The 25,931-nt window shown below is 75.1% G+C and carries 7 protein-coding genes; all 7 read left to right on the forward strand.

Annotated features, from left to right (window positions below; translation table 11 throughout):
* Nucleotides 1–279: 279 nt before the first annotated feature.
* The 7 genes from O7618_RS06710 to O7618_RS06740 all read left to right on the forward strand — a co-directional run bounded on the left by O7618_RS06710 (nucleotide 280) and on the right by O7618_RS06740 (nucleotide 25,908).
* On the forward strand, nucleotides 280–6,441 hold the full coding sequence (locus O7618_RS06710; protein ID WP_278105099.1) for a non-ribosomal peptide synthetase: 6,162 nt from the start codon (nucleotides 280–282) through the stop codon (nucleotides 6,439–6,441).
* The gene (locus O7618_RS06715) at nucleotides 6,438–14,327 is read left to right on the forward strand and encodes a non-ribosomal peptide synthetase (protein WP_278105100.1); all 7,890 of its coding nucleotides are present in this window, start codon (nucleotides 6,438–6,440) and stop codon (nucleotides 14,325–14,327) included. The genes O7618_RS06710 and O7618_RS06715 overlap by 4 nt, the downstream gene beginning before the upstream one ends.
* Nucleotides 14,324–21,529, forward strand: a complete 7,206-nt coding sequence (locus O7618_RS06720; RefSeq protein ID WP_278105101.1) for a non-ribosomal peptide synthetase — start codon at nucleotides 14,324–14,326, stop codon at nucleotides 21,527–21,529. The genes O7618_RS06715 and O7618_RS06720 overlap by 4 nt, the downstream gene beginning before the upstream one ends.
* Nucleotides 21,526–22,920: a cytochrome P450 gene (locus O7618_RS06725; RefSeq protein ID WP_278105102.1), complete on the forward strand. Its 1,395-nt coding sequence runs from the start codon at nucleotides 21,526–21,528 to the stop codon at nucleotides 22,918–22,920. Before O7618_RS06720 ends, O7618_RS06725 begins: the two co-directional genes overlap by 4 nt.
* Before the next feature lie 98 nt (nucleotides 22,921–23,018).
* Entirely contained in the window at nucleotides 23,019–23,231 is a 213-nt protein-coding gene (locus O7618_RS06730) for an MbtH family NRPS accessory protein (RefSeq protein WP_278105103.1), read from the forward strand.
* 101 nt (nucleotides 23,232–23,332) lie between these two features.
* Nucleotides 23,333–24,598, forward strand: coding sequence for a lysine 2,3-aminomutase (locus tag O7618_RS06735; RefSeq protein WP_278105104.1), 1,266 nt, complete (start codon nucleotides 23,333–23,335; stop codon nucleotides 24,596–24,598).
* Nucleotides 24,595–25,908, forward strand: coding sequence for an MFS transporter (locus O7618_RS06740; protein WP_278105105.1), 1,314 nt, complete (start codon nucleotides 24,595–24,597; stop codon nucleotides 25,906–25,908). Before O7618_RS06735 ends, O7618_RS06740 begins: the two co-directional genes overlap by 4 nt.
* Nucleotides 25,909–25,931: the final 23 nt, after the last annotated feature.

Consider the following 25,931-nt stretch of genomic DNA (forward strand, 5'->3'; position numbering starts at 1 on the left):
GAGTGCGCGATGATCTCTGGGTTGTGGCCGTAACGGGATAGAACCCGACACAGTGGAACGCGGTATGGTGCCTGGCCAGGCCCTTCTTGGCTGACTTGGTTGAGTGAACGAGTCGTCCGTGTGGCCATTTCCGCCCGCCATGCGCTCCGCCCGAAACAAAACGGACGTTGTAGGCATTTGTGCTGCTCGCCTGAATGGGGGCAGTGCGCCTCTCCGCGCGTCCAAAGCGCCTGTCGCCTGCCCGTTTTCAGTCGAGGGGAATTCGAATTGCGTCAGCCAGTGAATAGCGCGCAGGATGATTACGCGCTGTCATTCTCCCAGCACCGCATGTGGTTCCTGGACCGACTGGACGGGGGCCGTGGCACCGCGTACGTCACCACACCGATGTGGCGGGTCCACGGCCCGCTCGACCGCGCCCGACTCCAGGCGGCGCTCGACACGGTGGTCACCCGGCACGACGCGCTGCGCGCCGTCTTCGGCGAACGCGACGGCACGCCCCGGGTCGTCCTCGACCCGTCGGCCGACGTTACCGTCGACTGGCGCGCCGCCACCACGACCGAGGAGATCGTCGGACAGGCCGCCGCCGAGGCGGAGCGGCCGTTCGACCTGACCGTCGGACCCCCGCTGCGGGTGGTCGTCTGGCGGCTCACCGACACCGAGCACGTGGTGCTGGCCGCCGTGCACCACATCGTCTCCGACGGCTGGTCGGTCGGCCTGCTCGCCCGCGAGCTGGCCACCGCCTACGCCGGTGGGCCGCTGCCCGACCTGCCCGTCCGCTATGTCGACTTCGCCGAGCGGCAGCGCCGGGAACTCGACGGCGACCGGCTCGGCGACGACCTGGCGTACTGGCGTGAGCAGCTCGCCGGCCTACCCGCGCTGACCCTGCCCACCGACCGGCCGCGTCCGGAGCAGCCCGGCCACGCGGCGGCCACCACCGAGTTCGTCGTCGGCCCGGAGCTGGTGGCCGGGCTGCACCGGCTCGGTCGCGAGAACGGCGCCACCCTCTACATGACGCTGCTGGCCGCCTTCCAGGTCCTGCTGGGGCGGTGGAGCGGGCAGCACGACTTCGGCATCGGCTCCCCGGTCGCCGGCCGCAGCCGGCCGGAGGTGGAGAACCTCATCGGGCTGTTCGTCAACACCGTGGTCGTGCGCGCCCGGCTGGCCGGCGACCCGACCTTCACCGAGCTGCTCGGCCGGGTCCGCGACGACGCGCTCGACGCCCTCGACCACCAGGAGGTGCCGTACGAGCGGGTGGTCCGCGAGTTGCGGCCCGAGCGGCCGGACACCGACTCGCTGATCGACGCCTGGTTCGCCATGCAGAACGTGCCCGACGAGGGCCCGTCCGCCGGCCCGCTGCGCTTCACCGACTTCGAGACCGACCGGCCCAAGGCGCTGTTCGCGGTGTCGCTGTTCGCCCAGCCGCACGGCGACGAGCTGGCGGTGACCGTGGTCTACCGCGCGGACCTGTTCGACGCGGCCACCATCGACCGGCTGCTGCGGCGGTGGCGCGAGCTGCTGGCGGCCGTGGTCGCGGACCCGGGCGTACGGGTCCGCGAACTGGGGCTGCCCGGCGCGGAGACGGCGCTGCTGCGCCGCCTCGGCGCGGCCGAGGCGACCGGCCGGACGGTGGACCCGATCGCCGCCTTCACCGACCGCGTACGCCGTGCCGGCGCCGCCACCGCGGTCCTGGCCGGGGACCGGACGGTCAGTTACGCGGAGCTGGACGCGCGGGCCAACCGGGTGGCGTGGTGGTTGCGGGAGCGGGGCGTGCGCGCGGAGAGCCTGGTCGGGATCCGGCTGCCCCGCGGTGTCGACATGCTCGCCGCCGTCCTGGGCGTGCTCAAGGCCGGCGGGGCCTACCTGCCGCTGGACCCGGCGTGGCCGGCCGAACGCGTCGACTTCGTCCGCGCGGACGCCGGCCTCGACATCCTGCTGGACGGGCCGCTGCCCGACGGTGGGCGGGCCGACGATCCGGGTGTGGCGGTGGATCCGGCGCAGGTGGCGTACGTGATCTACACGTCGGGTTCGACCGGCCGGCCGAAGGGGGTCGGGGTGTCGCGGGCGGCGATGGCGGGGCACGTGTCGCGGATGCGGCGGCGTTTCGGGCTCGGCCCGGACGACCGGGTGCTCCAGTTCGCCGCGTTGGCCTTCGACGCCTCGATCGACCAGATCTTCCCGGCGTTGTCCTGCGGCGCGGCGCTGGTGCTGCCGGAGCACGGCCTCGTCACCCCCGCCACGCTGCTGCCGCTGCTGGAGCGGCACGGTGTCACGCTCGCCAACCTGCCGCCGGCGTACTTCGGCGCGCTCGTCGCCGAGCTGACCGAACGGAACGGGACCGTGCCGCGGGCCCTGCGGACCATGGTGCTCGGCGGCGACGCGGTGCGGCCCGCCGCTGTCGACCGCTTCGCCGCGTGCTGCCCCGACGTGACGGTGCTCAACGCCTACGGACCGACCGAGACCACCGTCACCGCGACGATCGCCGAGGTGTCGAGCGGGCTCACCGGCGTCGCGCCGATCGGCCGGTCCCTCGCCGACCGTGACCTGTACGTGCTCGACGACCGGCTGCGGGACGTGCCGGTGGGCGCGGTGGGCGACCTGTACGTTGGTGGCTCGCAACTGGCCCGGGGCTATCTGGGTCGGCCGGGCCTGACCGCCGGGCGGTTCGTGCCGGACCCGTACGGGCGGGAACCCGGCGGTCGGCTGTACCGCACCGGGGACCTGGTGCGCTGGCGCTCCGACGGGCAGTTGGAGTTCCACGGCCGGGCCGACGGCCAGGTGAAGGTGCGCGGTTTCCGCATCGAGGTGGGCGAGGTCGAGGCCCGGCTGCGGGAGCACCCGGGCGTCCGCGACGCGGTGGTGCTCGCCTGGCGGGACCGGTTGGTGGCGTACCTGGCCGGCGACGGGGTCACCGGCCAGGCGGTACGGGACCGGCTGACCGAACGGCTGCCGGAGTACCTGGTGCCCGCCGTGGTGGTCGTGCTGGACGAGCTGCCGCGCACCGCCGGCGGCAAGGTCGACCGGGACCGGCTGCCCGACCCGGACGGACACCGCCCCGCGGTGACGGACGGTTTCGAGGAGCCCCGCACCCCGACCGAGGAGGCGGTCGCCGAGGTGTGGCGGCAGGTCCTGCGGGTCGACCGGATCGGTGTCCACGACAACTTCTTCGACCTGGGCGGCCACTCGCTGCTGGCCACGCTCGCGGTGGCCCGGCTGGTGAAGACCCTGGACCGGCCGGTCGACGTGCGGACCTTCTTCGCCCACCCGACCATCGCCGAGTTCGCCGCCGCCCTGCCGGCGGCGGCCGCCGAACCCGCGCCCGCCATCACCCGACTGCGCCGCAGCGGCGACTTCCCGCTCTCCTTCGCCCAGGAACGGATGTGGTTCCTCAACCGGCTGGAGCCCGACGCGCCCGACTACATGGCCGCGCTGGCCTGGCGGGTGGACGGGCCGCTCGACCGGGGCCGGCTCGACCGGGCGCTGCGGCAGCTCGTCGACCGGCACGAGGCGCTGCGCACCACGTTCCCGGTGGTCGGCACGGAACCGGTGCAGCGGGTCACCGCAGCCGGCGAGGTGACCGCCGACTGGCACGACGTGCGCTCGGCCGACGACCCGTACGCCCGCGCGGTGGAGCGGGCCGGCGCGGAGCTGCATCGCCCCTTCGACCTCGCCGCCGGCCCGCTGTTCCGGGCCCTGGTCTGGCAGCTCGGCCCGGCGGACCACCTGCTCGTGCTGGCCATGCACCACATCGTCTCCGACGGCTGGTCGATGGGCGTGCTGGTGCGCGACCTGGGCGCCGCTTACGCCGGGGAACCGCTGCCGGAGCTGCCGGTGCAGTACGCCGACTACGCCGGCTGGCAGCGCCGGGAACTCACCGGCGACCGCCTCGACGCCGAACTGGCGCACTGGCGCGAGCGGCTGGCCGACCTGCCCGCACTGGAACTGCCCACCGACCGGCCCCGGCCGCCCCGCTCCTCCTGGGCCGGCGCGACCCGCGAGTTCAGCCTGGACCCCGAGCTGGTGGCCGGGTTGGAGCGGTTCGGTCGCCGGCACGGCGCCACCCTCTACATGACGCTGCTGGCCGCGTTCCAGGCGGTGCTGTCGCGCTGGAGCGGGCAGCACGACTTCGGTGTCGGGGTGCCGGTGGCCGGGCGGACCCGCGCCGAGGTGGAGAACGTCCTCGGCTTCTTCGTGAACACCCTGGTCATGCGCGCCGACACCAGCGGCGACCCGACCTTCACCGAACTGCTCGGCCGGGTGCGCGACCGGGCCCTGGACGCCTACCAGTACCAGGAACTGCCGTTCGAGCGGGTGGTGGAGGAGCTGCGCCCCGACCGGGACCCGGGCCGGTCCCCGCTGTTCCAGGCCATGTTCGACCTGGAGGTCCGCTCGATCGCCGCGCCCCGGCTCGGCACCGCGCGGCTGCGTCCCGCCGAGATCCCGTTCGACGTCGCCAAGTTCGACCTGATGGTCACCTTCACCACCGACCCCGGCTCGGCCGGCGGTTTCGTGCAGTACCGCACGGACCTGTTCGACGCGGCCACCGTCGACCGACTGGTGCGGCGGTGCCAGGACCTGCTCGTCGCGGTGGTCGCCGCGCCGGACGCCCGGCTCGGCGCCCTCGCGCTGCCGGACCCCGAGACGGCCCTGCTGCGCCGGTTCGGGGCCGCCGAGCAGCCGGGCCGGGCGACCGATCCGGTCACCGCGTTCGAGACGCGGGTCCGCCGCGACCCGGGCGCGCTCGCCGCCGTCGGCGCCGACGGCGTCCTGTCGTACGCGGAGCTGAACGCGCGCGCCAACCGGGTGGCCTGGTGGTTGCGCGAGCGGGGCGTGGGCCCGGAGACGCCGGTGGTGGTGCGGCTGCCCCGCGGTGTGGACATGCTCGCCGCGGTGCTCGGCGTGCTCAAGGCGGGCGGTGCGTACGTGCCAGTCGACCCGGCGTGGCCGACCGAGCGGGTCGACCTCGTCGTCGCCGACCTGGGTGCGTCCGTGACGCTGGACGGGCCGCTGCCCGACGGTGGGCGGGCCGACGATCCGGGTGTGGCGGTGGATCCGGCGCAGGTGGCGTACGTGATCTACACGTCGGGTTCGACCGGCCGGCCGAAGGGGGTCGGGGTGTCGCGGGCGGCGATGGCGGGGCACGTGTCGCGGATGCGGCGGCGTTTCGGGCTCGGCCCGGACGACCGGGTGCTCCAGTTCGCCGCGTTGGCCTTCGACGCCTCGATCGAACAGATCTTCCCGGCGTTGTCCTGCGGCGCGGCGCTGGTGCTGCCGGAGCACGGCCTGGTCGCGCCGGCCCAACTGGTCGCCGACGTGGAACGTCACCGGGTGACCGTGATGGAGGTGGTCCCCGGCTACCTCACGGAGCTGATCGCCGAGGTCACCGCCGACGGCACCACCGCGCCCACCTGGAGCCCGGCCGGGCTGCGGCTGCTGGTGCTCGGCGGCGACGCGGTCCGCCCCACCGATCTGGCGTGGTGGCGCCGGTACCTCCCCGACGTCGCGGTGGTGAACACCTACGGCCCCACCGAGACCACGATCAGCGCCACCGTCTACGACGTGCCGTCCGAGGTGGACGGGCTCGTGCCGATCGGCCGCGCGGTGGGGGACCGCCCGCTGTACGTGCTCGACGGCCAGCTCGCCGAGGCCCCGGCGGGCGCGGTCGGCGAGCTGTTCGTCGGTGGCTCGCAACTGGCCCGGGGCTATCTGGGTCGGCCGGGCCTGACCGCCGGGCGGTTCGTGCCGGACCCGTACGGGCGGGAACCCGGCGGTCGGCTGTACCGCACCGGGGACCTGGTGCGCTGGCGCTCCGACGGGCAGTTGGAGTTCCACGGCCGGGCCGACGGCCAGGTGAAGGTGCGCGGTTTCCGCATCGAGGTGGGCGAGGTCGAGGCCCGGCTGCGGGAGCACCCGGGCGTCCGCGACGCGGTGGTGCTCGCCTGGCGGGACCGGTTGGTGGCGTACCTGGCCGGCGACGGAGTGGCCGTCGACGCGCTGCGGGACCGGCTGGCCGAGCGGCTGCCCGGATTCATGGTGCCGGCGGTGCTGATCGTGCTGGACGAGCTGCCGCGCACCGTCGGCGGCAAGGTCGACCGGGACCGGCTGCCCGACCCCGCCGGGCACCGCCCGGCGCCCGGCGCGGACACCGAAGCGCCGCGCACCCCGACCGAGGAGGCGGTCGCCGACGTCTGGCGGCAGGTGCTCCAGGTCGACCGGATCGGAGTCCACGACAACTTCTTCCACCTGGGCGGCCACTCCCTGCTCGCCACCCGGGTCGCCATCCGGCTGCGCGCCGCCTTCGGCTGCGAGGTGGCCGTGCGCACCCTCTTCGAACAGCCCACCGTGGCCCGGCTCGCCGCCGCCGTTGAGGAGCGGCTGATGGCCGAGATCGCCGCGATGAGCAGCGAGGACGTCGAGCAGGCACTGAAGGAGCAGAACCAATGAGCACCATCCACGGCCTGATCGAGGCACAGGTCCGGCGTACCCCGGACGTCGTCGCGCTGGAGTTCGAGGGCGCGGAGCTGACCTACCGGGAGCTGGACCGGCGGGCGAACCGGCTCGCCCATACCCTGCGCCGCGCCGGCGCCGGGCCGGAGACGGTGGTCGCCGTCGGCGCCCAGCGGTCGCTGGACCTGCTGGTCACGCTGCTGGGCGTGCTGAAGAGCGGCGCGGCCTACCTGCCGCTGGACCTGGAGCTGCCGACCGAACGACTGACCTACATGGCCGGCCGGGGCGGCGCGGTGGCAGTGGTCCGCGGCCCCGGCATGCACGTCGACCTGGGCCTGCCCGGCCTGACCGAGCTGACCCTGGCCGACACCGACGGCGAACCCGACGAGCCGGTCGACGTCGCGGTGGACGGGCGCAACGCCTGCTACGTCATGTACACCTCCGGTTCGACCGGCCGGCCGAAGGGCGTGGTGGTCGAGCACCGGGGCGTGGTCAACCGGCTGCGCTGGGGCCAGCACGAGTACGGCATGACCTCCGACGAGCGGGTGCTGCAGAAGACGCCGTACGCCTTCGACGTGTCGGTGCACGAACTCTTCTGGCCGCTCATGGTGGGCGCCCGCCTGGTCGTCGCCCGGCCGGGCGGGCACCGGGACACCCGCTACCTGGTGGAGATCATCCAGCGCCGGCAGATCACCAGCGCGCACTTCATCCCGACCATGTTGGCCCTGTTCGTCGGCGAACCGGGTGTCGCCGACTGCCACAGCCTGCGCCGGATCCTGGCCAGCGGCGAGGCGCTCCCCACCGACCTGCAGAACCGGGTGCTGCGCGCCCTGCCCGACGTCGAGCTGCACAACCTCTACGGTCCGACCGAGGCGTCCATCGAGGTGAGCGCGTGGGCCTGCCGGCCCGAGTGGTCCGGCGCGAGCGTGCCGATCGGCGCGGCGGTCGACAACACCCAGCTGCACATCCTCGACGCCGAGCTGCGGCCGGCGGACGACGCCGGCCCGGGTGAGCTGTACCTGGCCGGGGTGCAACTCGCGCGCGGCTACCTCGGCCAGCCGGGCCTGACCGCCGAGCGTTTCCTGCCCGACCCGTACGGCGAGCCGGGTGGCCGGATGTACCGCAGCGGCGACCTGGCCGGCTGGCACCGCCCCGGCGTGGTCGAGTACCTGGGCCGGGTCGACGAGCAGGTCAAGCTCGCCGGCAACCGGGTGGAGCTGGGCGAGATCCAGGCCGTGCTCGACGACCAGCCGGGGGTGCGCGCCTCGGTGGTGGTGGCCACCGGCGACGCCGCCGAGAAGCGACTCGTCGCGTACGTCGTCGGGGACCGCCCCGACGTCGGCGAGCTGCGGGACCGCCTCGCCGAGCGGCTGCCCGGCTACATGGTGCCGTCGACGTTCGTGCCGCTGACCGAGCTGCCGCTGACCCCGAGCGGGAAGCTGGACCGCAAGGCGCTGCCCGCCCCGGACCGCCCCGAGCTGGCCGTCGCGTACCGGGCCCCGGAGAACCCGGTGCAGGAGCGCGTCGCGAAGGTCTGGACCGACGTCTTCGGGGTGGCCCGGGTCGGCGTCGACGACACCTTCTTCGCCCTCGGCGGGCACTCGCTGCTGGCCGTGCGGCTGATCGCCCGGATGCGCGAGGAGTTCGGCGTGGAGGTCTCCATCCGGGACCTGTTCGAGGGGATGACCGTCGCCGGCCTGGCCGAGGCGGTCACCGCGACGCCCGCCGGGGACGCCCCGCCGGCGCTGGTCGCCGGCGGCGACGACGCGTCGGCGGTCGCCTCGTTCGGCCAGGAGCGACTGCTGTTCCTCCAGCGGATCCACCCGGACAGTCCCAGCTACGTCATCCCGGTCGCCTGGCGGATCGACGGGCATCTGGACGAGGAGACGCTGCGCCGGGCGCTGCGCCGGCTCGCCGCCCGGCACGACGCGCTGCGGACCCGGTTCGCCGGCGACACGCCGGTGGTCGAGCCGGAGCCGGCGGTGACCCTGGACGTGGTCGACGCCGACGCGTGGCACGACGAGCTGGCGGCCGGGCGGATCCGGGAGCCGTTCGACCTGGCGGCCGGACCGCTGTGGCGCGCCACGCTGGTGCGCCTGCCCGAGCACGACGTGCTGCTGCTGGTGCTGCACCACGTGGTCGCCGACGGGTGGTCGCTCGGCGTGATCGCCCGCGAGCTCGGCGAGCTGTACGCCGGTCTGAACCCGCCCGCGCCGCCGGTGCGCTACGTCGACTTCGCCCGCTGGCAGCGGGCCGAGCTCGGTCCGGCCCGGCTCGCCGCGGAACTCGACGGGTGGCGCGACGTGCTCACCGGCGTGCCCGCGTTGGAGCTGCCCACGGACCGGCCCCGGCCGGCGGTGCTCGGCGCGGCCGGCGCCACCCACCGCTTCGCGTTGCCCGCCGACGCCCTGCGCCGGCTCGCCGCGCTCGCCCAGGACCAGCACACCACCCTGCACACGGTGCTGCTGGCGGCGTTCCAGGCGCTGCTCGGCCGGTGGAGCGGGCAGCGCGACTTCGCCGTCGGCACGCCGGTGGCCGGCCGGTCCCGCGCCGAGGTGGAGAACGTCGTCGGCTTCTTCGTCAACACCGTCGCCGTCCGCGCCGACCTGAGCGGCGACCCGACGGTCACCGAACTTCTCCGGCGGGTCCGCGAGGCCACCCTGCGCGCCTACGAGCACCAGGACGTGCCGTTCGAACAGGTCGTCGCGGAGCTGCGCCCGGAGCGGGACCTCAGCCGCACCCCGATCTACCAGACCATGTTCGCCCTGCGGGACACCGCGGTCACCGCGCTGCGGCTGCCCGGCCGCGCCGTCACCGAACTCCCGTTGGGCTGGCGGACCGCCAAGTTCGACCTCACCCTGTTCGTCGACGAGGCGTCCGACGGGACCCGCACCGGCCTGTTCGAGTACGCCACCGACCTGTTCGACGCGGCCACCGTCGGTCGCCTCGCCGACGCGTACGCCCGGCTGCTCGACGCCCTGGCCGCCGACCCCGGCGCCCGGTTCGGCGACTGGCCGGTGCTCGACCCGGCGCGGCGGGACGCCCTGCTGGCGGCGGGCACCGCGGCCACCCCGGACCTGCCCGCCCGGGCGCTGCACCACCTCGTCGCCGACCGGGTCACCGCCGGGCCCGACCGGCCCGCCGTGGTCGACGGCGCGACCGTCTGGACGTACGCCGAGCTGGACCGGCGGGCCAACCGGTTGGCGCACCACCTGATCGACCTCGGGGTGGGCCCAGAGACCGTGGTGGCGGTCAGCCTGCCACGCGGCGTCGACCTGGTCCGCGCGCAGCTCGCCGTGCTCCGGTCCGGCGGCGCCTACCTTCCGCTCGACGCCGACCAGCCGACCGATCGCAGCCGGCACATGGTCACCACCGCCGGCGCCACGCTGCTGCTCACCGCCGCCGGGCACCATGACGGCGCCGGCCTGGGCTGTCCCGTCGTCGACCTGGTCCGGGACGCCGCCGAGCTGGACCGGCGGCCGGCGACCGACCCGGCGGTAGCGGTCGACCCGGAGCAGCTCGCCTACGTGGTGCACACCTCCGGTTCGACCGGCCGTCCCAAGGGCATCGGGATCACTCACCGGAACCTGGTCCGCACCGTCCACGACGGCGGCTACCTGGACCCGGCGCCGGACGACCGGGTGGCGTTCGCGGCCAGCCCGCTCTTCGACGCCGCCGCCTTCGAGGTGTGGGCCACCCTGGTCGCCGGGGCCACCGTGGTGGTCACCCCGCCCGACGTGGCGCTCTCCACCGCCGCCCTGGCCGACCACCTGGCGCGGCACCGGGTCACCACGCTGTTCCTCACCACCGCCCTGTTCCACCAGGTCGCCCGGGAACGCCCGGACGCGCTGCGCGGGCTGCGGCACGTGCTCTTCGGCGGGGAGACGTCCGACCCGGCCACGGTGGACGGGCTGCTCGCGCACGGCGGCCCGGACCGGCTGCTGCACATGTACGGCCCGTCCGAGTCGACCACGTTCAGCACCTGGCACCCGGTCACCGCGCCGACCGGCGACACCGGCCGCGTCCCGATCGGCCGGCCCACGCACCACACCACCACCTACGTGGTGGACCGGCGGCTGCGGCCGGTACCGGTCGGGGTGGTCGGCGAGCTGCTGCTCGGCGGCGCCGGTGTGGCCCGGGGATACGTCGGGGCGCCCGCGCTGACCGCCGAGCGGTTCCTGCCCGACCCGTTCGGCGCGCCCGGCGGCCGGGTCTACCGCACCGGCGACCTGGTCCGGTGGACCGGCGACGGCGTGCTGGAGTTCGTCGGCCGCGCCGACGGCCAGGTGAAGATCCGGGGGTTCCGGGTCGAGCCGGGCGAGATCGAGACGGCGGTACGCCGACACCCGGCGGTCCGGGACGCGGTGGTGCTCGCCCGGCCCGACCGCACCGGCGTGCTCAACCTCGTGGCGTACGTGGCGGGCGATCGGGCCGAGCTGGGTGACCTGCGGGCGTACCTCGGCCGGGAGCTGCCGGCCTACCTGGTGCCGGCCGCCGTGGTGGTGCTCGACGAGCTGCCGCTGACCGGGAACGGCAAGGTCGACCGGGCTGCCCTGCCCGAGCCGACCTATGCGACCGGCGCCGGCCGGCGGGAACCGACGACCGCGCTGGAGCGGCAGCTCGCCGAGATCTTCCGCGACGTGCTCGGCGTCGACGATCCGGGCGTGGACGACGACTTCTTCGCCCTCGGCGGGCACTCGCTGCTGGCCATCAAGGTGGTCGGCGCGGTGGCCGCCCGCACCGGTCGGGAGATCACCTTCCGGGACCTGTTCACCGCCCGCAGCGTGGCCGGACTGGCCCGCCTGCTCGCCGGCGCGGACGCGTCGGTCGCGCCGATCACCCGGGGCGCCGGGGCCGCCGGACTGCCCGTCTCCTTCGGCCAGGAACGGATGGTCTTCCTCGACCGGCTGGAGGGCGCCGGGGCGGCGTACACCATCCCGCTGGCGTGGCGGCTGACCGGGCCGGTGCGGGCCGACCGGCTCGCCGCGGCGCTGGACGCGCTGGTCGAGCGGCACGAGTCGCTGCGGACCCGGTTCACCCTGACCGACGGCGTGGTCCGCCAGGACGTCACGCCCGGCTGGGCGGGCCTGGACCGGCGCGTCGCGACCTCGGCCGCCGAGGCGGAGGCCGACCTGGCCCGGGAGGCCCGCCGGCCGTTCGAGCTGACCACCGGGCCGCTGTTCCGGGCCGTGCTCTGGCGGGCCGGCGACGCCCACCTGCTGCTGCTCGCCATGCACCACGCCGTCTCCGACGGCTGGTCGGCGGCGGTGCTGATCCGCGAGCTGGAGGCCGGCTACGACGGGGCGGACGTGCCGCGTCCGCCGGTGCGCTACGCCGACTTCGCCGCCTGGCAGCGGCACCGGCTGGCCGGCGACCGGCTGGCCGGCGACCTGGACCACTGGCGCCGACGGCTGGCCGACCTGCCCGACCTGGAGCTGCCCACCGACCGGCCCCGGCCGCCGGCGCGCGACGGCGCCGGGGCGCACGTCGGGTTCACCGTCGAACCGGCGCTGGCCGTCGCGCTGGAGCGACTCGGCCGGGCGCACGGCGCGACGCTGTTCATGACGCTGCTCGCCGCCTACCAGGTGCTGCTGGGCCGGTGGAGCGGCCAGACCGACTTCGCCGTCGGCACGCCGGTGGCCGGGCGGGACCGGCCGGAGGTCCGCGACGTGGTCGGCTTCTTCCTGAACACGCTGGTGCTGCGTGCCGACCTGTCCGGCGAGCCGCGCTTCACCGACCTGCTGGACCGGGTGCGCGACGACGCGCTCGCCGCGTACGAGCACCAGGAGCTGCCGTTCGGCCGGCTGGTCGAGGAGCTGAGCCCGGAGCGCGACCTGGGCCGCTCCCCGCTCTTCCAGGCGCTGTTCAGCTACAACGACTGGACCCTCGACACGCTGCGGCTGGGGTCCGCCGAGGGCGTCGCGCAGCCGGTGGACCGGGGCGCGGCCAAGCTGGACCTGACCCTGGAGCTGGTGCACGGCCCGGAGGGGCTGGCCGGCTCGCTGGACTACACCACCGACATCTTCGACGCCGCCACCGTCGCGCGGATGGCTGGGGCGTACGTCGACCTGCTGCGCGCGGTCGCGGCCGAGCCGGCGGCGCGGATCGCCGACCTGCCGCTGGTCGGGACCGAGGCGGCCCCGGCGGCGGCCCGACCGGCAGTGCCGTTCCGCTCCCTGCCCGACCGGATCGCCGACCACGTCCGGGCCACCCCGGACGCCACCGCCCTGCTCGGCCCGGGCGGCCCGCTCACCTACGGGGAGCTGGACCGGCGGTCCAACCGGCTCGCCCACCACCTGCGGGCGCGGGGGATCGGCCCGGAGGACCGGGTCGGACTGCGGCTGCCCCGGTGCGTCGACACCGTGGTCGCGGTGCTCGCCGTCTGGAAGGCCGGCGGGGCGTTCGTCGGGCTCGACCCGGAGCTGCCGCCGCGGCGCCTGGCGCGGCTGGCCGACGGTGCCGGAGTGCGGTTCGTGCTCGATGCGGACGGCGTCGCCGAGGCGGCGTCGTCCGCCCACCCGGTCACCCCGCCGGACGTCGACACCCGCCCCGACCATCTCGCCTACCTGGTCCACACCTCCGGCTCCACCGGGACGCCGAAGGGGGTGCTGGTGGAGCAGGGCGGCATCACCGCCTACCTCGACACCATCGGCGCGCACTACCGGCTCGACGCCGACGACGTGGTGCTGCAACGCGCCTCGCCCAGCTTCGACGCGTTCCTGCGCGACTGCGTGGGCCCGCTCACCGTCGGCGCGACCGTGTTGATGGCCGAACGCGCCGACCTGTCCACGCTCGCCGCCGACCTGACCGGCCGGCCCGCGCCGACCGCGCTGCTGAGCATGGTGCCGTCGCTGCTGCACCAGCTCCTCGACGCCGGCGACGTGTCTGCCGCCAACCTGCCCGCGCTGCGGCTGCTCGTGCTCAGTGGCGAGCCGTGCACCCCGGCGTTGCTGGCCCGGCTGCACGACGCGCTCCCCGGTGCGCGCCGGATCGTCAACCAGTACGGCCCGACCGAGGCGACGGTCACCACCACCGTGGCCGACCTCGACCCGAGCCGGCCGTACGAGTCGGTCGGGATTGGCGTCGCGATGCCGGGGACCACCGTGCACGTGCTCGACACGACACTGCGGCCGGCGCCGGTGGGCGTCTTCGGCGAGGTGTTCATCGGCGGTGCCGGGGTCAGCCGCGGCTACCACGGCCAACCCGGCCGCACCGCCGCCGTGTACCTGCCGGACCCGGCCGGGCCACCCGGCGCGCGGATGTACCGCACCGGCGACGCGGCACGCCTGCTCGCCGACGGGACGTTGGAGCTCCGGGGCCGGCTGGACCGGCAGGTGAAGGTGCGCGGCGTCCGGGTGGAACCGGCCGAGGTGGAGGCCGCGCTCTCCGAGCACCCCGAGGTCGGCGCCGCGGCCGTGGTGGCCCGCCCGGACGGGCCGAACGGCTGGCGGCTCGCCGGCTACGCCCAGCGCGCCCCGGAGGGCCGGCTCGACGAGGCGGACCTGCGCCGGCACCTGGAGGCCCGCCTGCCGTCCGCGATGATCCCGGCCGAGCTGCTCGTCCTCGACGCCCTGCCGCTGCTGGGCAACGGCAAGGTGGACCGGGCGGCGCTGCCCGAGATCCGGACCGAGCTGCCGGCGGCGGACCGGGTGGCCCCACGCACCGACGTCGAGCGGGTCGTCGCCGAGATCTGGGCCGACCTGCTCCAACGGCCCGACATCGGCGTCGAGGACGACTTCTTCGCCCTCGGCGGCCACTCGCTGACCGCGCTGCGGGTGATCTCCCGGCTGCGCGAACGGCTGGACGCCCCGGTCACCCTGCGCGCCTTCTTCGAGGCCCGCACCATCGCCCGGCTCGCCCGGAAACTGGAGGAGACCCGATGACCGCCCTCACCGCCGCCCAGCAGGAGCTGCTTAACAGGCGGCTCGCCGGAGACGCCGGGCGTGCCGCCCCGGCGGGGATCACCCGCGGCAGCGGCACCCGCGACCTGCCGGTCTCCTTCGGCCAGGAACGGCTCGTCTTCCTCGACCGGCTCGACGGCGCCGGCGCGGCGTACACCATCCCGGTGGCGTGGCGGCTCACCGGCCCGCTGGATCGGGACCGGCTCGACGCCGCGTTCGCCGCCCTCGTCGAGCGGCACGAGGCGCTGCGGACCCGGTTCACCGTCGTCGACGGGGTGGTCCGGCAGGAGATCGTGGCCGGCTGGCCGGGCGTCGACTGGCGGGAGGCCGGCGACGCCACCGAGGTCGCCGAGTCGGCCCGGCAGGTCGCGGCCGAGCCGTTCGACCTGGAGACCGGGCCGCTGTTCCGGGTCACCGGGTGGCGCCTCACCCCGACCGACCACGTGGTCCTGCTGGCCCTGCACCACATCGTCGCCGACGGCGCTTCGATCGGCGTGCTGGTGCGCGACCTGGAGGCGTCGTACGCCGGGACGACGTCGCCCGAGCCGCCGGTGCGCTACGCCGACTACGCGGCCTGGCAGCGCGGCCCGGCCGCCGAGCGCGGCCGGGAGCGGGACCTGACGTACTGGCGGGACCGGCTGGCCGGGCTGCCGCCGCTGGAGCTGCCCACCGACGGCGCCCGCCCCGCCGGGGGCTCCACCGCGGGCACGAGCTGCGACTTCACGCTTCCCGCCGAGCTGGTCGGCGCGGTGGAGCGGTTCGCCCGGAACCGCGGCGCGACCCTGCACATGGTCCTGCTCGCCGCGTTCGAGGCGGTGCTGGGCCGGCTCACCGGCCAGGTCGACTTCGGCGTCGGCACGCCGGTCGCCGGCCGCGACCGGCCCGAGGTGGAGCAGGTAGTCGGCTTCTTCGTGAACACCCTGGTGCTGCGCGCCGACCTCACCGGCAACCCGTCCTTCACCCACCTGCTCGACCGGGTCCGCGCCGACGCGCTCGGCGCGTACGACCACCAGGAGACGCCCTTCGAGCGGGTGGTCGACCAGGTCGGCGCCGACCGTACGCTGGACCGCAACCCGCTGTTCCAGGTCATGTTCAGCCTCGACGACGACCCGGACGACCGCCCGGTGCGGCTCGGCCCGGTGGCCGGCACGCGGTTCGAGCTGGATCTCGACGCGGTCAAGTTCGACCTGATCCTGCAGACCGCCCGCCGGGCGGACGGGCTCGCCGCCGCGTTCTTCCACCGGTCGGACCTGTGGCGACCGTCGACGGTGCGACGGTGGGCCGCGCAGTACCGGCGGCTGCTGGAGCAGGCCGTCGCCCACCCGGACACGCCGCTGGCCGACCTGGACCTGCTGCCCGAGCAGGAGCGGCGCCAGCTCGCCGACTGGGCCGTCCCGGCGCGCGGCTACGACTCGCCGGACCTGCTGCACGAGCGGTTCGCCCGGCACGTCGCCGCCGACCCGACCGCCGTCGCCGTCGTGGCGGGCACGCGGCGGGTCGACTACCGCACGCTGAACGCGCGGGCCAACCAGCTCGCCCACCGGCTGCGCGCGGCCGGGGTCGGGCCGGAGACGCCGGTGGCGCTCTGCGTGCGCCGCGACCTCGACCTGGCCGTCGGCGTCCTCGGCATCCTCAAGGCCGGCGGGACGTACGTGCCGCTGGACCCGGAGCACCCGCGCGACCGGCTGGAGTACGTCGTCGGCGACGCAGGGGTGCGGCTGGCCGTGGTGTCGCCGGAGTTCGCCGATCGGGTGCCGGTGGACCGGGCCGGGCTGCTGCGCCTGGACGACCCGGCGATCGCCGCGGCGTCCGTCGAGGACCCGGCGTCGGTCACCGGCGCCGACCACCTCGCCTACGTCATCTACACCTCCGGCTCCACCGGCCGGCCCAAGGGGGTGGGGGTCGCGCACCGGCAGGTGGTACGCCTGCTCGACTCCTGCGCCGACGCCCTGGACCTGCCGCCCGGCGGGGTGTGGAGCCTGTTCCACTCGTACGCGTTCGACTTCTCGGTCTGGGAGCTGTGGGGCGCGCTGACCCGTGGCGGCGCGGTCGTGCTCGTCGACCGGGCCACCGCCCGCGACCCGGAGCGGTTCGCCGCGCTGCTGGCCGCCGAGCGGGTGACCATGCTCAGCCAGACCCCGGGCGCGTTCCGCAACCTGCGGGCCGCCCTCGGTGACCGGCCGCTGGCCGACCTCGGCGTGCGGCACGTGGTGCTCGGCGGCGAGAAGCTCGACGTACCCGAGCTGGAGGGCTGGCTCGACGGGCCCGGCGCCGGGATCCGGCTGGTCAACATGTACGGCATCACCGAGACCACAGTGCACGTCACGCACCGCCTGATCACCGCCGCCGACCTGGCCGGCGACGCCGTCTCCCCGATCGGCCGCCCGCTCGGTGACCTCACCGTGCACGTGCTCGACCGGCACCTGCGGCCCGTCCCGGTCGGCGCCACCGGCGAGATGTACGTGGGCGGCGCCGGCCTGGCCCGCGGCTACCTGGGCCGCCCGGGGCTGACCGCCGAGCGGTTCGTGCCGGACCCGTTCTCCGCCGTCCCCGGCGCCCGGCTCTACCGCACCGGTGACCGGGCCCGGCACCTGGCCGACGGCGAGCTGGAGTACCGTGGTCGCGCCGACGACCAGGTGAAGGTCCGCGGCCACCGGATCGAGCTGGGCGAGGTGGAGGCCGCGCTGCTGCGGCACGCGGCGGTCGGCCAGGCCGCGGTGGTGGCTCGCGGCGACCGCAGCGGTGAGCACCGGCTGCACGCCTACCTGGTCGTCGACGGCGAGCTGACCGGCGAGCGGTTGCGGCACTGGCTGCGCGAGCGGCTGCCCGAGGCGATGGTGCCGGCGACGTTCACCGTGCTCCCGGCGCTGCCGCTGACCGCCAACGGCAAGGTCGACCGGCGGGCGCTGCCCGACACCGACGGCGCGGCGCTGGACACCGCGCGCGACCAGGTCCCGCCCGCCACCCCCACCGAGCGACTGCTGGCCGAGGTGTGGTGCGAGGCGCTGGATACCGACCGGGTCGGCGTCACCGACCGCTTCTTCGACCTGGGCGGCGACTCGATCCTCGCGCTGCGCGTGGTCGGGCTCGCCGAGCGGCGCGGCGTCACCGTTGCGCTGCGCGACGTCTTCGCCCACCAGTCGCTCGGCGAGCTGGCCCGGGCCGTCGACACCGCCGCGGACCGGCGGGCCGACGAGCCCGCCGGGGCGGCGCCGGTCGAGCGGTTCGCCATGGTCGCCCCGGCCGACCGGGACCGGCTGCCCGCCGGCCTCGTGGACGCCTACCCGCTGACCCGGATGCAGCAGGGCATGCTCTACGAGCTGCTGGCCGACGCCGGCAAGGGCGCCTACCACAACGTGACGAGCTTCCGGGTGCAGGAGCCGGCCGGGTTCGACGCCGCCGCCATGCGGGCCGCGGCCGGGACCGTGGTGGCCCGCCACGAGATCCTCCGCACCGGGTTCGACTGGAGTTCTTACGAGGAGCCGCTGCAGTTGGTGCGCGAGCGGGCCGCCCTGCCGGTCGGGGTGGACGACCTGCGCGACCTGCCCGAGCAGGAGCAGGCCAGGCACGTCCGGGAGCACCTGCGCGCCGAGTCGGTGCGCTGGTTCGAGCTGGCCGAGCCGCCGCTGATCCGGTTGCACGTGCACGTGCTCAACGACGTCGAGTACCGGCTCACCATCACCGACTGCCACGCGGTACTGGACGGTTGGAGCCTCACCTCGCTGATCGCCGAGCTGGTCGACCGGCACCGCCGGTCGGTCACCGGCGCGGGTCAGCCGCCGCCCACCGGCCCGGTGCCCCGCTTCGCGGAGTACGTCGCCCTGGAACGCGCCGCGGTGGCCGACCCGGCCGCCCGGGAGTTCTGGGACACCATGGTGGAGCGGTTCCCCCCGGTGCGGGTGCCCCGCTCGGTGGGCGCGGAACCGGCCGACAAGTCCACCTGCGAGGCGCTGCGCGGCTACCGGCACCTGCGGTCGGGCATCGACGCGCTGGCCGCCCGCGCCGGCGTGCCCCGCAAGACGGTCCTGTTCACCGCCTACCACCACCTGATGGGGCAGCTCGCCGACGGCGGGGCGTACGCCACCGGGTTCGCCACCAACGGGCGCCCGGAGCGGGCCGGCGCGGAGGGCATGCGCGGGCTGTTCCTCAACGTGGTGCCGTTCGGGGTGGCGTCGGCGGCGACGAGCTGGGTGGGGCTGCTGCGCGACGTCTTCGCCGCCGAGCAGGACGTCCTGGCGCACCGGCGCTTCCCGCTGGCCGAGCTGCAACGGGGCCGGTGGGCCGGCGAGGTGCTGGTCGACACCGCGTTCAACTACGTGCACTTCCACGCGCTGGGCAGCGAGCACAAGCAGGAGATCGAGGAGATCGCCCGGACCAACTTCGGGCTCATGGTCACCACCGGCCCGGAGGGCGTCTCGTTCGAGGCCGACGCCGGCCGGATGTCGCCCGGCGAGGTGGAACGGCTGGCCGACGCGTACTGCGAGCTGCTGGCGCGGATGGTCGCCGACCCCGACGCGGCGCCCGGCGTGCCCGCGTCGGTCGACGAGACCCGGAGCCGGGCGGCGGGCGTCGCGCACGACCCGCGCAGCCTGGTCGACGTCCTGGCCGCCCAGGTCGCCGCCCGGCCGGAGCAGGTGGCGCTGGCCGGTCCGGACGGCCCGCTCAGTTACGCCGAGCTGGACGCCCGGGCCAACCGGGTGGCCCACCGCCTGCGCCGGCACGGCGCCGGCCCGGACCGTGTCGTCGGGCTCTGCGCCGAGCGCTCCGTCGACCTGGTCGTCGGCATGCTCGGTATCCTCAAGGCGGGCGCGGCGTACCTGCCGATGGATCCCCGGGACCCGCGCCGCCGGCTCGACTTGCTCGCCGCGGACGCCGGCGTCGAGCTGGTGCTGGCGCAGCCGGCCTGGCGGCACCAGGTGCCGGCGCGGATCGGCACCGTGCTCACACTCGCCGAGGAGACGTTCGCCGCCGAGCCGCCGGAGCCACCGACGTCGGGGCCGGACGCCGACGACCTGGCCTGCGTGCTCTACACCTCGGGCTCCACCGGCCGGCCCAAGGGCATCGCGGTGACCCACCGGTCGATCGTGGACTCGCTGCTGCGGCAGGACTTCGTCCATCTCGGCGCGGACGAGACCGTGCTGCACCTGAGCAGCGTCAACTGGGACGCGGCGATCTTCGAGATCTTCGGTCCGTTGCTGCACGGCGGCGCCTGCGCGCTCTATCCGATCGGGCCGATCACCCCGGCCGGCATCGTCGCGGCGATCCGCCGCCACGGCGTGACCACCGCCTTCCTCACCACGACGCTGTTCAACCTGGCCGTCGAGGAGGTGCCGACGGAGCTGGGCGAGCTGCGGCAGCTCGTCTTCGGCGGGGAGGCGGCGTCCGCGCCGCACTGCCGGGACCTGGCCGCCCGCTGGCCGCACCTGCGGCTGGTCAACGGGTACGGTCCGGTCGAGGCGATCTTCCTGGTCACCGCGCACCAGGTCCGCGACCTGCCGGCGGACGCGGTCAGCGTGCCGATCGGCCGGCCGCTGGCGCGGACCACGGTGCTGGTGCTCGACGACGCGCTGCGCCCGGCTCCGGTCGGTGTGGCCGGCGAGATCCACCTGGGCGGTGACGCCCTGGCCCGGGGCTACCTCGGTCAGCCCGGGCTGACGGCGGACCGGTTCGTGCCCGACCCGACCGGTGGCGGCCGGCGGCTGTACCGCACCGGTGACCGGGGGCGGTGGCGCGCCGACGGCAGCCTGGAGTTCGGCGGCCGGATCGACGGGCAGGTCAAGATCCGCGGCCGGCGCATCGAACTCGGCGAGATCGAGTCGGTGCTCGCCGCCCGTGCCGACGTGGCGATGGCCGCGGTGGCCGCCCACGCCGACCGCCCCGGTGACGCCCGGCTCGTCGCCTACCTGGTGCCGGTGGCCGGGTTGGGTGGGCCCGACGTCGCCGAGCTGCGCCGGTGGCTGCGGGACCGGCTGCCCGCCTACCTGGTGCCGGCGGCGTTCGTCACGCTGGCCGCGCTGCCGCTGACCGGGAACGGCAAGCTCGACCGGGCGGCACTGCCGGCGCCCACGGCGGACAGCGAGCCGGAGCGCCCCTACCTGGAGCCGCGCACCGAGGTCGAGGCGACCCTGGCGAAGCTGTGGGCGGAGACGCTGCGGCTCGACCGGGTCGGGGTGCACGACGACTTCTTCGACCTCGGCGGGCACTCGCTGGCCATCGTGCGGCTCGCCGCCCGCGCCTGCGACCTGGGCCTGCCGGTCGGGGTGGCCGACCTGGTCGAGCACCCCACCGTGGCGGCACTGGCCGCGGTGGTCGCCGAGCGCCGGCCCGTTCCGGCCGGCACGGCGGTACGCCACGACGCCGGCGTGGTGGTGAGCCTCCGCGACGGCGACACCGACCGCCGTCCGCTCTGGTGCGTGCACCCCAGCGGCGGCAGCGTAGCCTGGTACCTGCCGCTGGCCCAGGCCCTGCCCGCCGGCCGGCCGGTGCGCGGCCTGCAGGCCCGGGGCATCGACGGCGGCGTCGACGCCGACACCATGACCGGACTGGCCGAGGACTACCTGCGCGAGCTGCGGGCACGTCAGCCGCACGGCCCGTACGCCCTGCTGGGCTGGTCGATGGGGGCCAACATCGCCCAGGAGATGGCGATCCGGCTGACCGGGGCCGGCGAGCGGGTGGACGTCCTGCTGCTGCTCGAACCGGCGGTGCCCGACGAGGCCGGGGCGTTCGCGGTCACCGAGGCGCTGGACCTGCTGGACCGGGCGGTGGCGATGCGCGCGGCGATCCGCGGGCTGACCCCGGGCACCCCGGCCCGGCTCAGCCAGGAACGCGAGCTGGTCGCCACGCTGGTGGCGGCCGGCGTCAACGAGGCCGAGGCGGAGTTGGGCGCCGACTGGCCGGTGACGATGTGGACGGCGCTGCTGCGGGCCGCCGCCGGCTACCGCCCCGAGCCCTACCACGGGCCGGCGCACCTGCTGGTCACCGCCGAGGCGGTCACCGCCGGCCCGGGCCGCCCCTCGGTGGTGGCCGGGGAGGACGGGCCCGCCTACGAGCGGCGCTGCCGGGAGATGTTCCCCGGCGCGCTCACCGTGCACCACCTGCCCGGCACCCACCGGAGCATGGTCACCGAACCGGGCGTGGCGGCCGTCGCCGACCTCGCCGCCGAGCTGCTGGAGGGCACGGCATGAGCGAACGCACCGAGCGCAGCGAGGGCCGTGAGGGCATGCCCGGTCGGCTCGGCATGAGCGAACGCACCGAGCGCAGCGAGGGCCGTGAGGGCATGCCCGGTCGGCTCGGCATGAGCGAACGCACCGAGCGCAGCGAGGGCCGTGAGGGCATGCCCGGCCGGTCCAGCATGACCACCGCGATGCTGACCGACCGTTACCTGCTGGACGACGACCTGGTCGCCGACCCGTACCCGTACCTGGCCCAGCTGCGGGCCGTCGAGCCGGTGCACTGGAGCCCGGTGCACCGGGCCTGGCTGGTCACCGGCTACGAGCCTGCGGTGGCCTGCTACACCGAGCCGGCGATCTCCGCGGACCGGATCGGTCCGATCCTGGCGCAGACCCCGCCGGACCTGCTCAGCCCGGAGGCGGCCCGCGCCTTCTCGATCATGGCGGGGTGGATGGTCTTCGTCGACCCGCCCGAGCACCGGCGGTTGCGCAGCGTCTTCCGGGGTGCCTTCGGGGCCCGTCAGGTGCGGCGCAACCGGCCGATGGTGCAGGAGGCGGTGGCCCGGCTGGCCGCCCGGGCCGGTGCCGGCGGCGGCGTCATCGACCTGGTCGCCGAGTTCGCCAGGCCGTTGCCGGCGACCGTCGCGGCGGCCTGGATGGGTGTGCCGGTCGAGGACACCGCGATGTTCCAGCGGCTGGCGATCCAGGTCGGTGACCTGGCGCTGGGCGCGGTGCAGTCGCCCGAGGAGAACGAGCGCTCGCAGCAGGCGCTGCTGGATCTCTTCGACTACCTGCGCGCGCTGGTCCGGGCCCGCCGGGCCGATCCCCGCGAGGACCTGATCAGCGCCGCGCTCGCGAGCGGCCTGGTGGGGGAGTCGGTGAGCGAGGACGAGTTCGTCGCCATGCTCACCCACGTGGCGTTCGCCGGTGGCGAGACCACCAGCAACCTCATCGCCGTGGGCACCTGGAACCTGTTGCGGCACCCGGACCAGCTCGCCCTGTTGCGGGCCGAACCGGAGCTGGCGCCGGTGGCCGTGGAGGAGCTGTTGCGCTTCGACGGGCCGTCCAAGATGTCCATCCGGCACGTCCGGGACGACTTCGAGCTGGGTGGCCGCAGCCTGCGGGCGGGGCAGCGGGTCTATGTGGTCACCGCCGGGGCGAACCGGGACCCGTCGCGCTTCGCCCGACCCGACGAGCTGGACCTGCGCCGGCACCCTAACCCGCACCTCGGTTTCGGGCAGGGCGGCCACTTCTGCCTGGGCGCCCCGCTGGCCCGGCTGGTGGCCGGGGCGGCGCTGACCGACCTGCTGGCCGCGGCGCCGGGTCTGGCGCCGGCCACGTCCGGGGTGCGCTGGCAACCGTCGCTGCTCAACCGCAGCCTCCGGGCGCTGCCGGTGCGCCTCTGATCCGCGCCGGCGTCCATACCGGACCGCCCGCGCCGCACGCCCCCGGTCGTCCGACCGGGACCCGTCCGAGAACGAACCGAACGAGAAGGAGAACGGCGATGTCCGTCGACGACGATGACCGCACCTACCGCGTCGTGATGAACCACGAGGAGCAGTACTCGATCTGGTTCGCCGACCGTGAGCTGCCGGCGGGCTGGACCGCCACCGGCTTCGAGGGCGCCCGCGCGGCCTGCCTCACCCACATCGACCAGGTGTGGACCGACATGCGTCCGCGCAGCCTGCGCGAGCGGATGGCCGCCGCGCAGGGCTGACCGGTCCCGGGGTCGGGGGTGGTCCACCGCGAACCACCCCGGCCCGGGCCGTCCGCCGACGGCCGTTCCTGTCCCATCCCGCTGACAACGAGGCGACGGTGATGAAGGTCTATTCTCACGAGCGTCTGGCGCGGCTCGCCGGCGAGCGTGGCATGCCCGAGGAGTACCTGCACGACCTGCGGGTCGTCTCCTCGGTGCTGCCGTTCAAGGTCAACCAGTATGTCGTGGACGAGCTCATCGACTGGTCCGCCGTCCCCGACGACCCCATCTTCCGGCTCACCTTCCCGCACCGGGACATGCTGCCGCCGGACATCTACGACCACCTGTCCGGGTTACGGCTGTCCGCGGCCGAGCCCGGGGTGATCCGCAAGGCGGCCCGGGACGCGCACGCCCGGCTCAACCCGAACCCGGGCGACCAGCTCGAGGCGAACGTGCCGGTCCACCGGGGCCGCCGGCTGCTCGGCCTGCAACACAAGTACGCCGAGACCGTGCTGGTCTTCCCGTCGCAGGGACAGACCTGCCACTCCTACTGCGGCTACTGCTTCCGTTGGGCCCAGTTCGTCGGCAATGCCGAGATCCGACAGGCGTCCTCGGACGTCACGGACGTGGTGGCGTATCTCGCCGACAGCCCCGGGGTCACCGACGTCCTGTTCACCGGCGGAGATCCGATGATCATGAGTACCGCGGTGCTGGACCGCTGGGTGTCACCCCTGCTGGACCCGGCGCTCGACCGGATCCGTACCATCCGGTTCGGCACCAAGGCGCTGTCGTACTGGCCGGCCCGGTTCACCACCGACCCGGACGCCGACGACCTGCTGCGCCTCTTCGAGCGGATCGTGGCCGGCGGCCGGCACGTCGCCGTGATGGCCCACTTCTCCCACCCCCGCGAGCTGGCCACCGACGAGGTCCGCCGGGCCATCGCCCGGATCCGGGCCACCGGCGCGGTGATCCGGGCCCAGGCGCCGCTGATCGCCCACGTGAACGACCGGGCCCGGGACTGGGCCACCATGTGGCAACGGCTGGTGGAGCTGGGCGTGGTGCCGTACTACATGTTCGTGGAGCGTGACACCGGTGCCCGCAGCTACTTCAGCGTGCCGCTCACCCGGGCCTGGCAGGTCTACACCGACGCCGTCCGGTCGGTCTCCGGCCTCGCCCGCACCGCGCGCGGTCCGGTGATGTCCGCCGCTCCCGGCAAGGTGCTCGTGGACGGTGTGGTGCGGCTCGGCGGCAGCGACCTGTTCAGCCTGCGCATGCTCCAGGCCCGCGACGCCGCGCAGGTGGGTCGCCAGTTCTTCGCCCGGCACGACCCGACCGCCGAGTGGTTCGACGACCTGCGTCCCGTTCCCGGCTCCTGGTGGCCGGCATGAGCGCCGCCACCGGGCCGACCCTGACCGCCTCCGACGAGGAACAGATGTCCACCGTCACCGACCCGCCGCGAGCGGGATCCGAGCGCCGGGCCAGCCTCTGGCGCAACCGCGACTTCAACCTGCTCTGGATCAGCCAGTGCTTCTCCGATCTCGGCGCCGCCATGTCCAACCTGGCGATGCCGCTGCTCGTGCTCTTCCTCACCGGCTCGGCCGCCCAGGCCGGTCTGGTCGGCAGCGCGGGGCTCGTCACCACGCTGGCCTGCCGGTTGCCGGCCGGCGTGGTGGCCGACCGGTTCTCCCGCCGTACGCTGCTGGTGGCCTGCGACGTGGTCCGGCTGGTGGCCTACCTGGGGCTGTCCGCCGCCGTGTTCGCCGGGGCGGCCAACCTGCCGATGGTCCTCGCCGTCACCGTGGTCGGTGCCGCCGCCAACGCGGTCTTCGGCACCGCTGAGCACGCGGCGGTGCGTAACCTCGTCCCGCCCGGGCAGCTCGCCACCGCGGTCGCCCGCAACGAGGCCCGCTCCTACGGCACTCAGCTCGCCGGGCCTCCGCTCGGCGGTCTGCTCTACGGGCTGGGCCGGTCCCTGCCGTTCGTCGGCAACGCGGTGTCCTACCTGCTCTCGCTGCTGGCGGTGCTGCTCATCCGCCGGCCGATGGAAGAGTCCCGCGCCGAGCGGACCCGCCAGTCCGGCGGCGCCGCGGCGGCCGAGGGCGTCCGGTTCGTGCTGGCCAACCCGTTCCTGCGGGCGCTGCTGGTGATCGCGGCGCCGTTGAACATGGCCTTCACCGGAATGATCTTCGCGATCATCGTCTCCCTGCAACGGACCGGCACCCCGTCGGTCCTGGTCGGCCTGGCCAGCACGATCTTCGGACTCGGCGGCTTCCTCGGCGCGCTCGCCGCACCCGCGGTCCAGCGGTGGTTGCGACTGCCGACCCTGGTGGTCGTGCTGTGCTGGGCCACCACCGGGCTGATGGCCACGAGCGCCCTGGTGTCGTCCAGTCTGCTGGCCGCGGTGCCGCTGGCGGCGGCGGTGTTCCTCGCCCCGACCGCGAACGCGGTCCTCTTCGGCTACCAGGCGGCAGTCACCCCGGACCGGCTCCAGGGACGGGTGGTAAGCGTCATCTACCTGGCCGCGACCTCGGCCGCCGCGCTCGCGCCCGGTCTGGCCGGGCTGCTGCTGGCCCGGTTCCCGGCCGCCGTGACGATGCTGGTCTTCGCCGGCCTGGTCGCCGTCTCGGCGGTCACCGCGACGCTCAGCAACGGCATCCGGTCGATGAACACCGACGGCGGGTCGGCCGATTCGGTGTGAGCCGGGTTACCTCTCGGGCATCC

The organism is Micromonospora sp. WMMD980, assembly GCF_029626035.1.
GTDB lineage: Bacteria > Actinomycetota > Actinomycetes > Mycobacteriales > Micromonosporaceae > Micromonospora.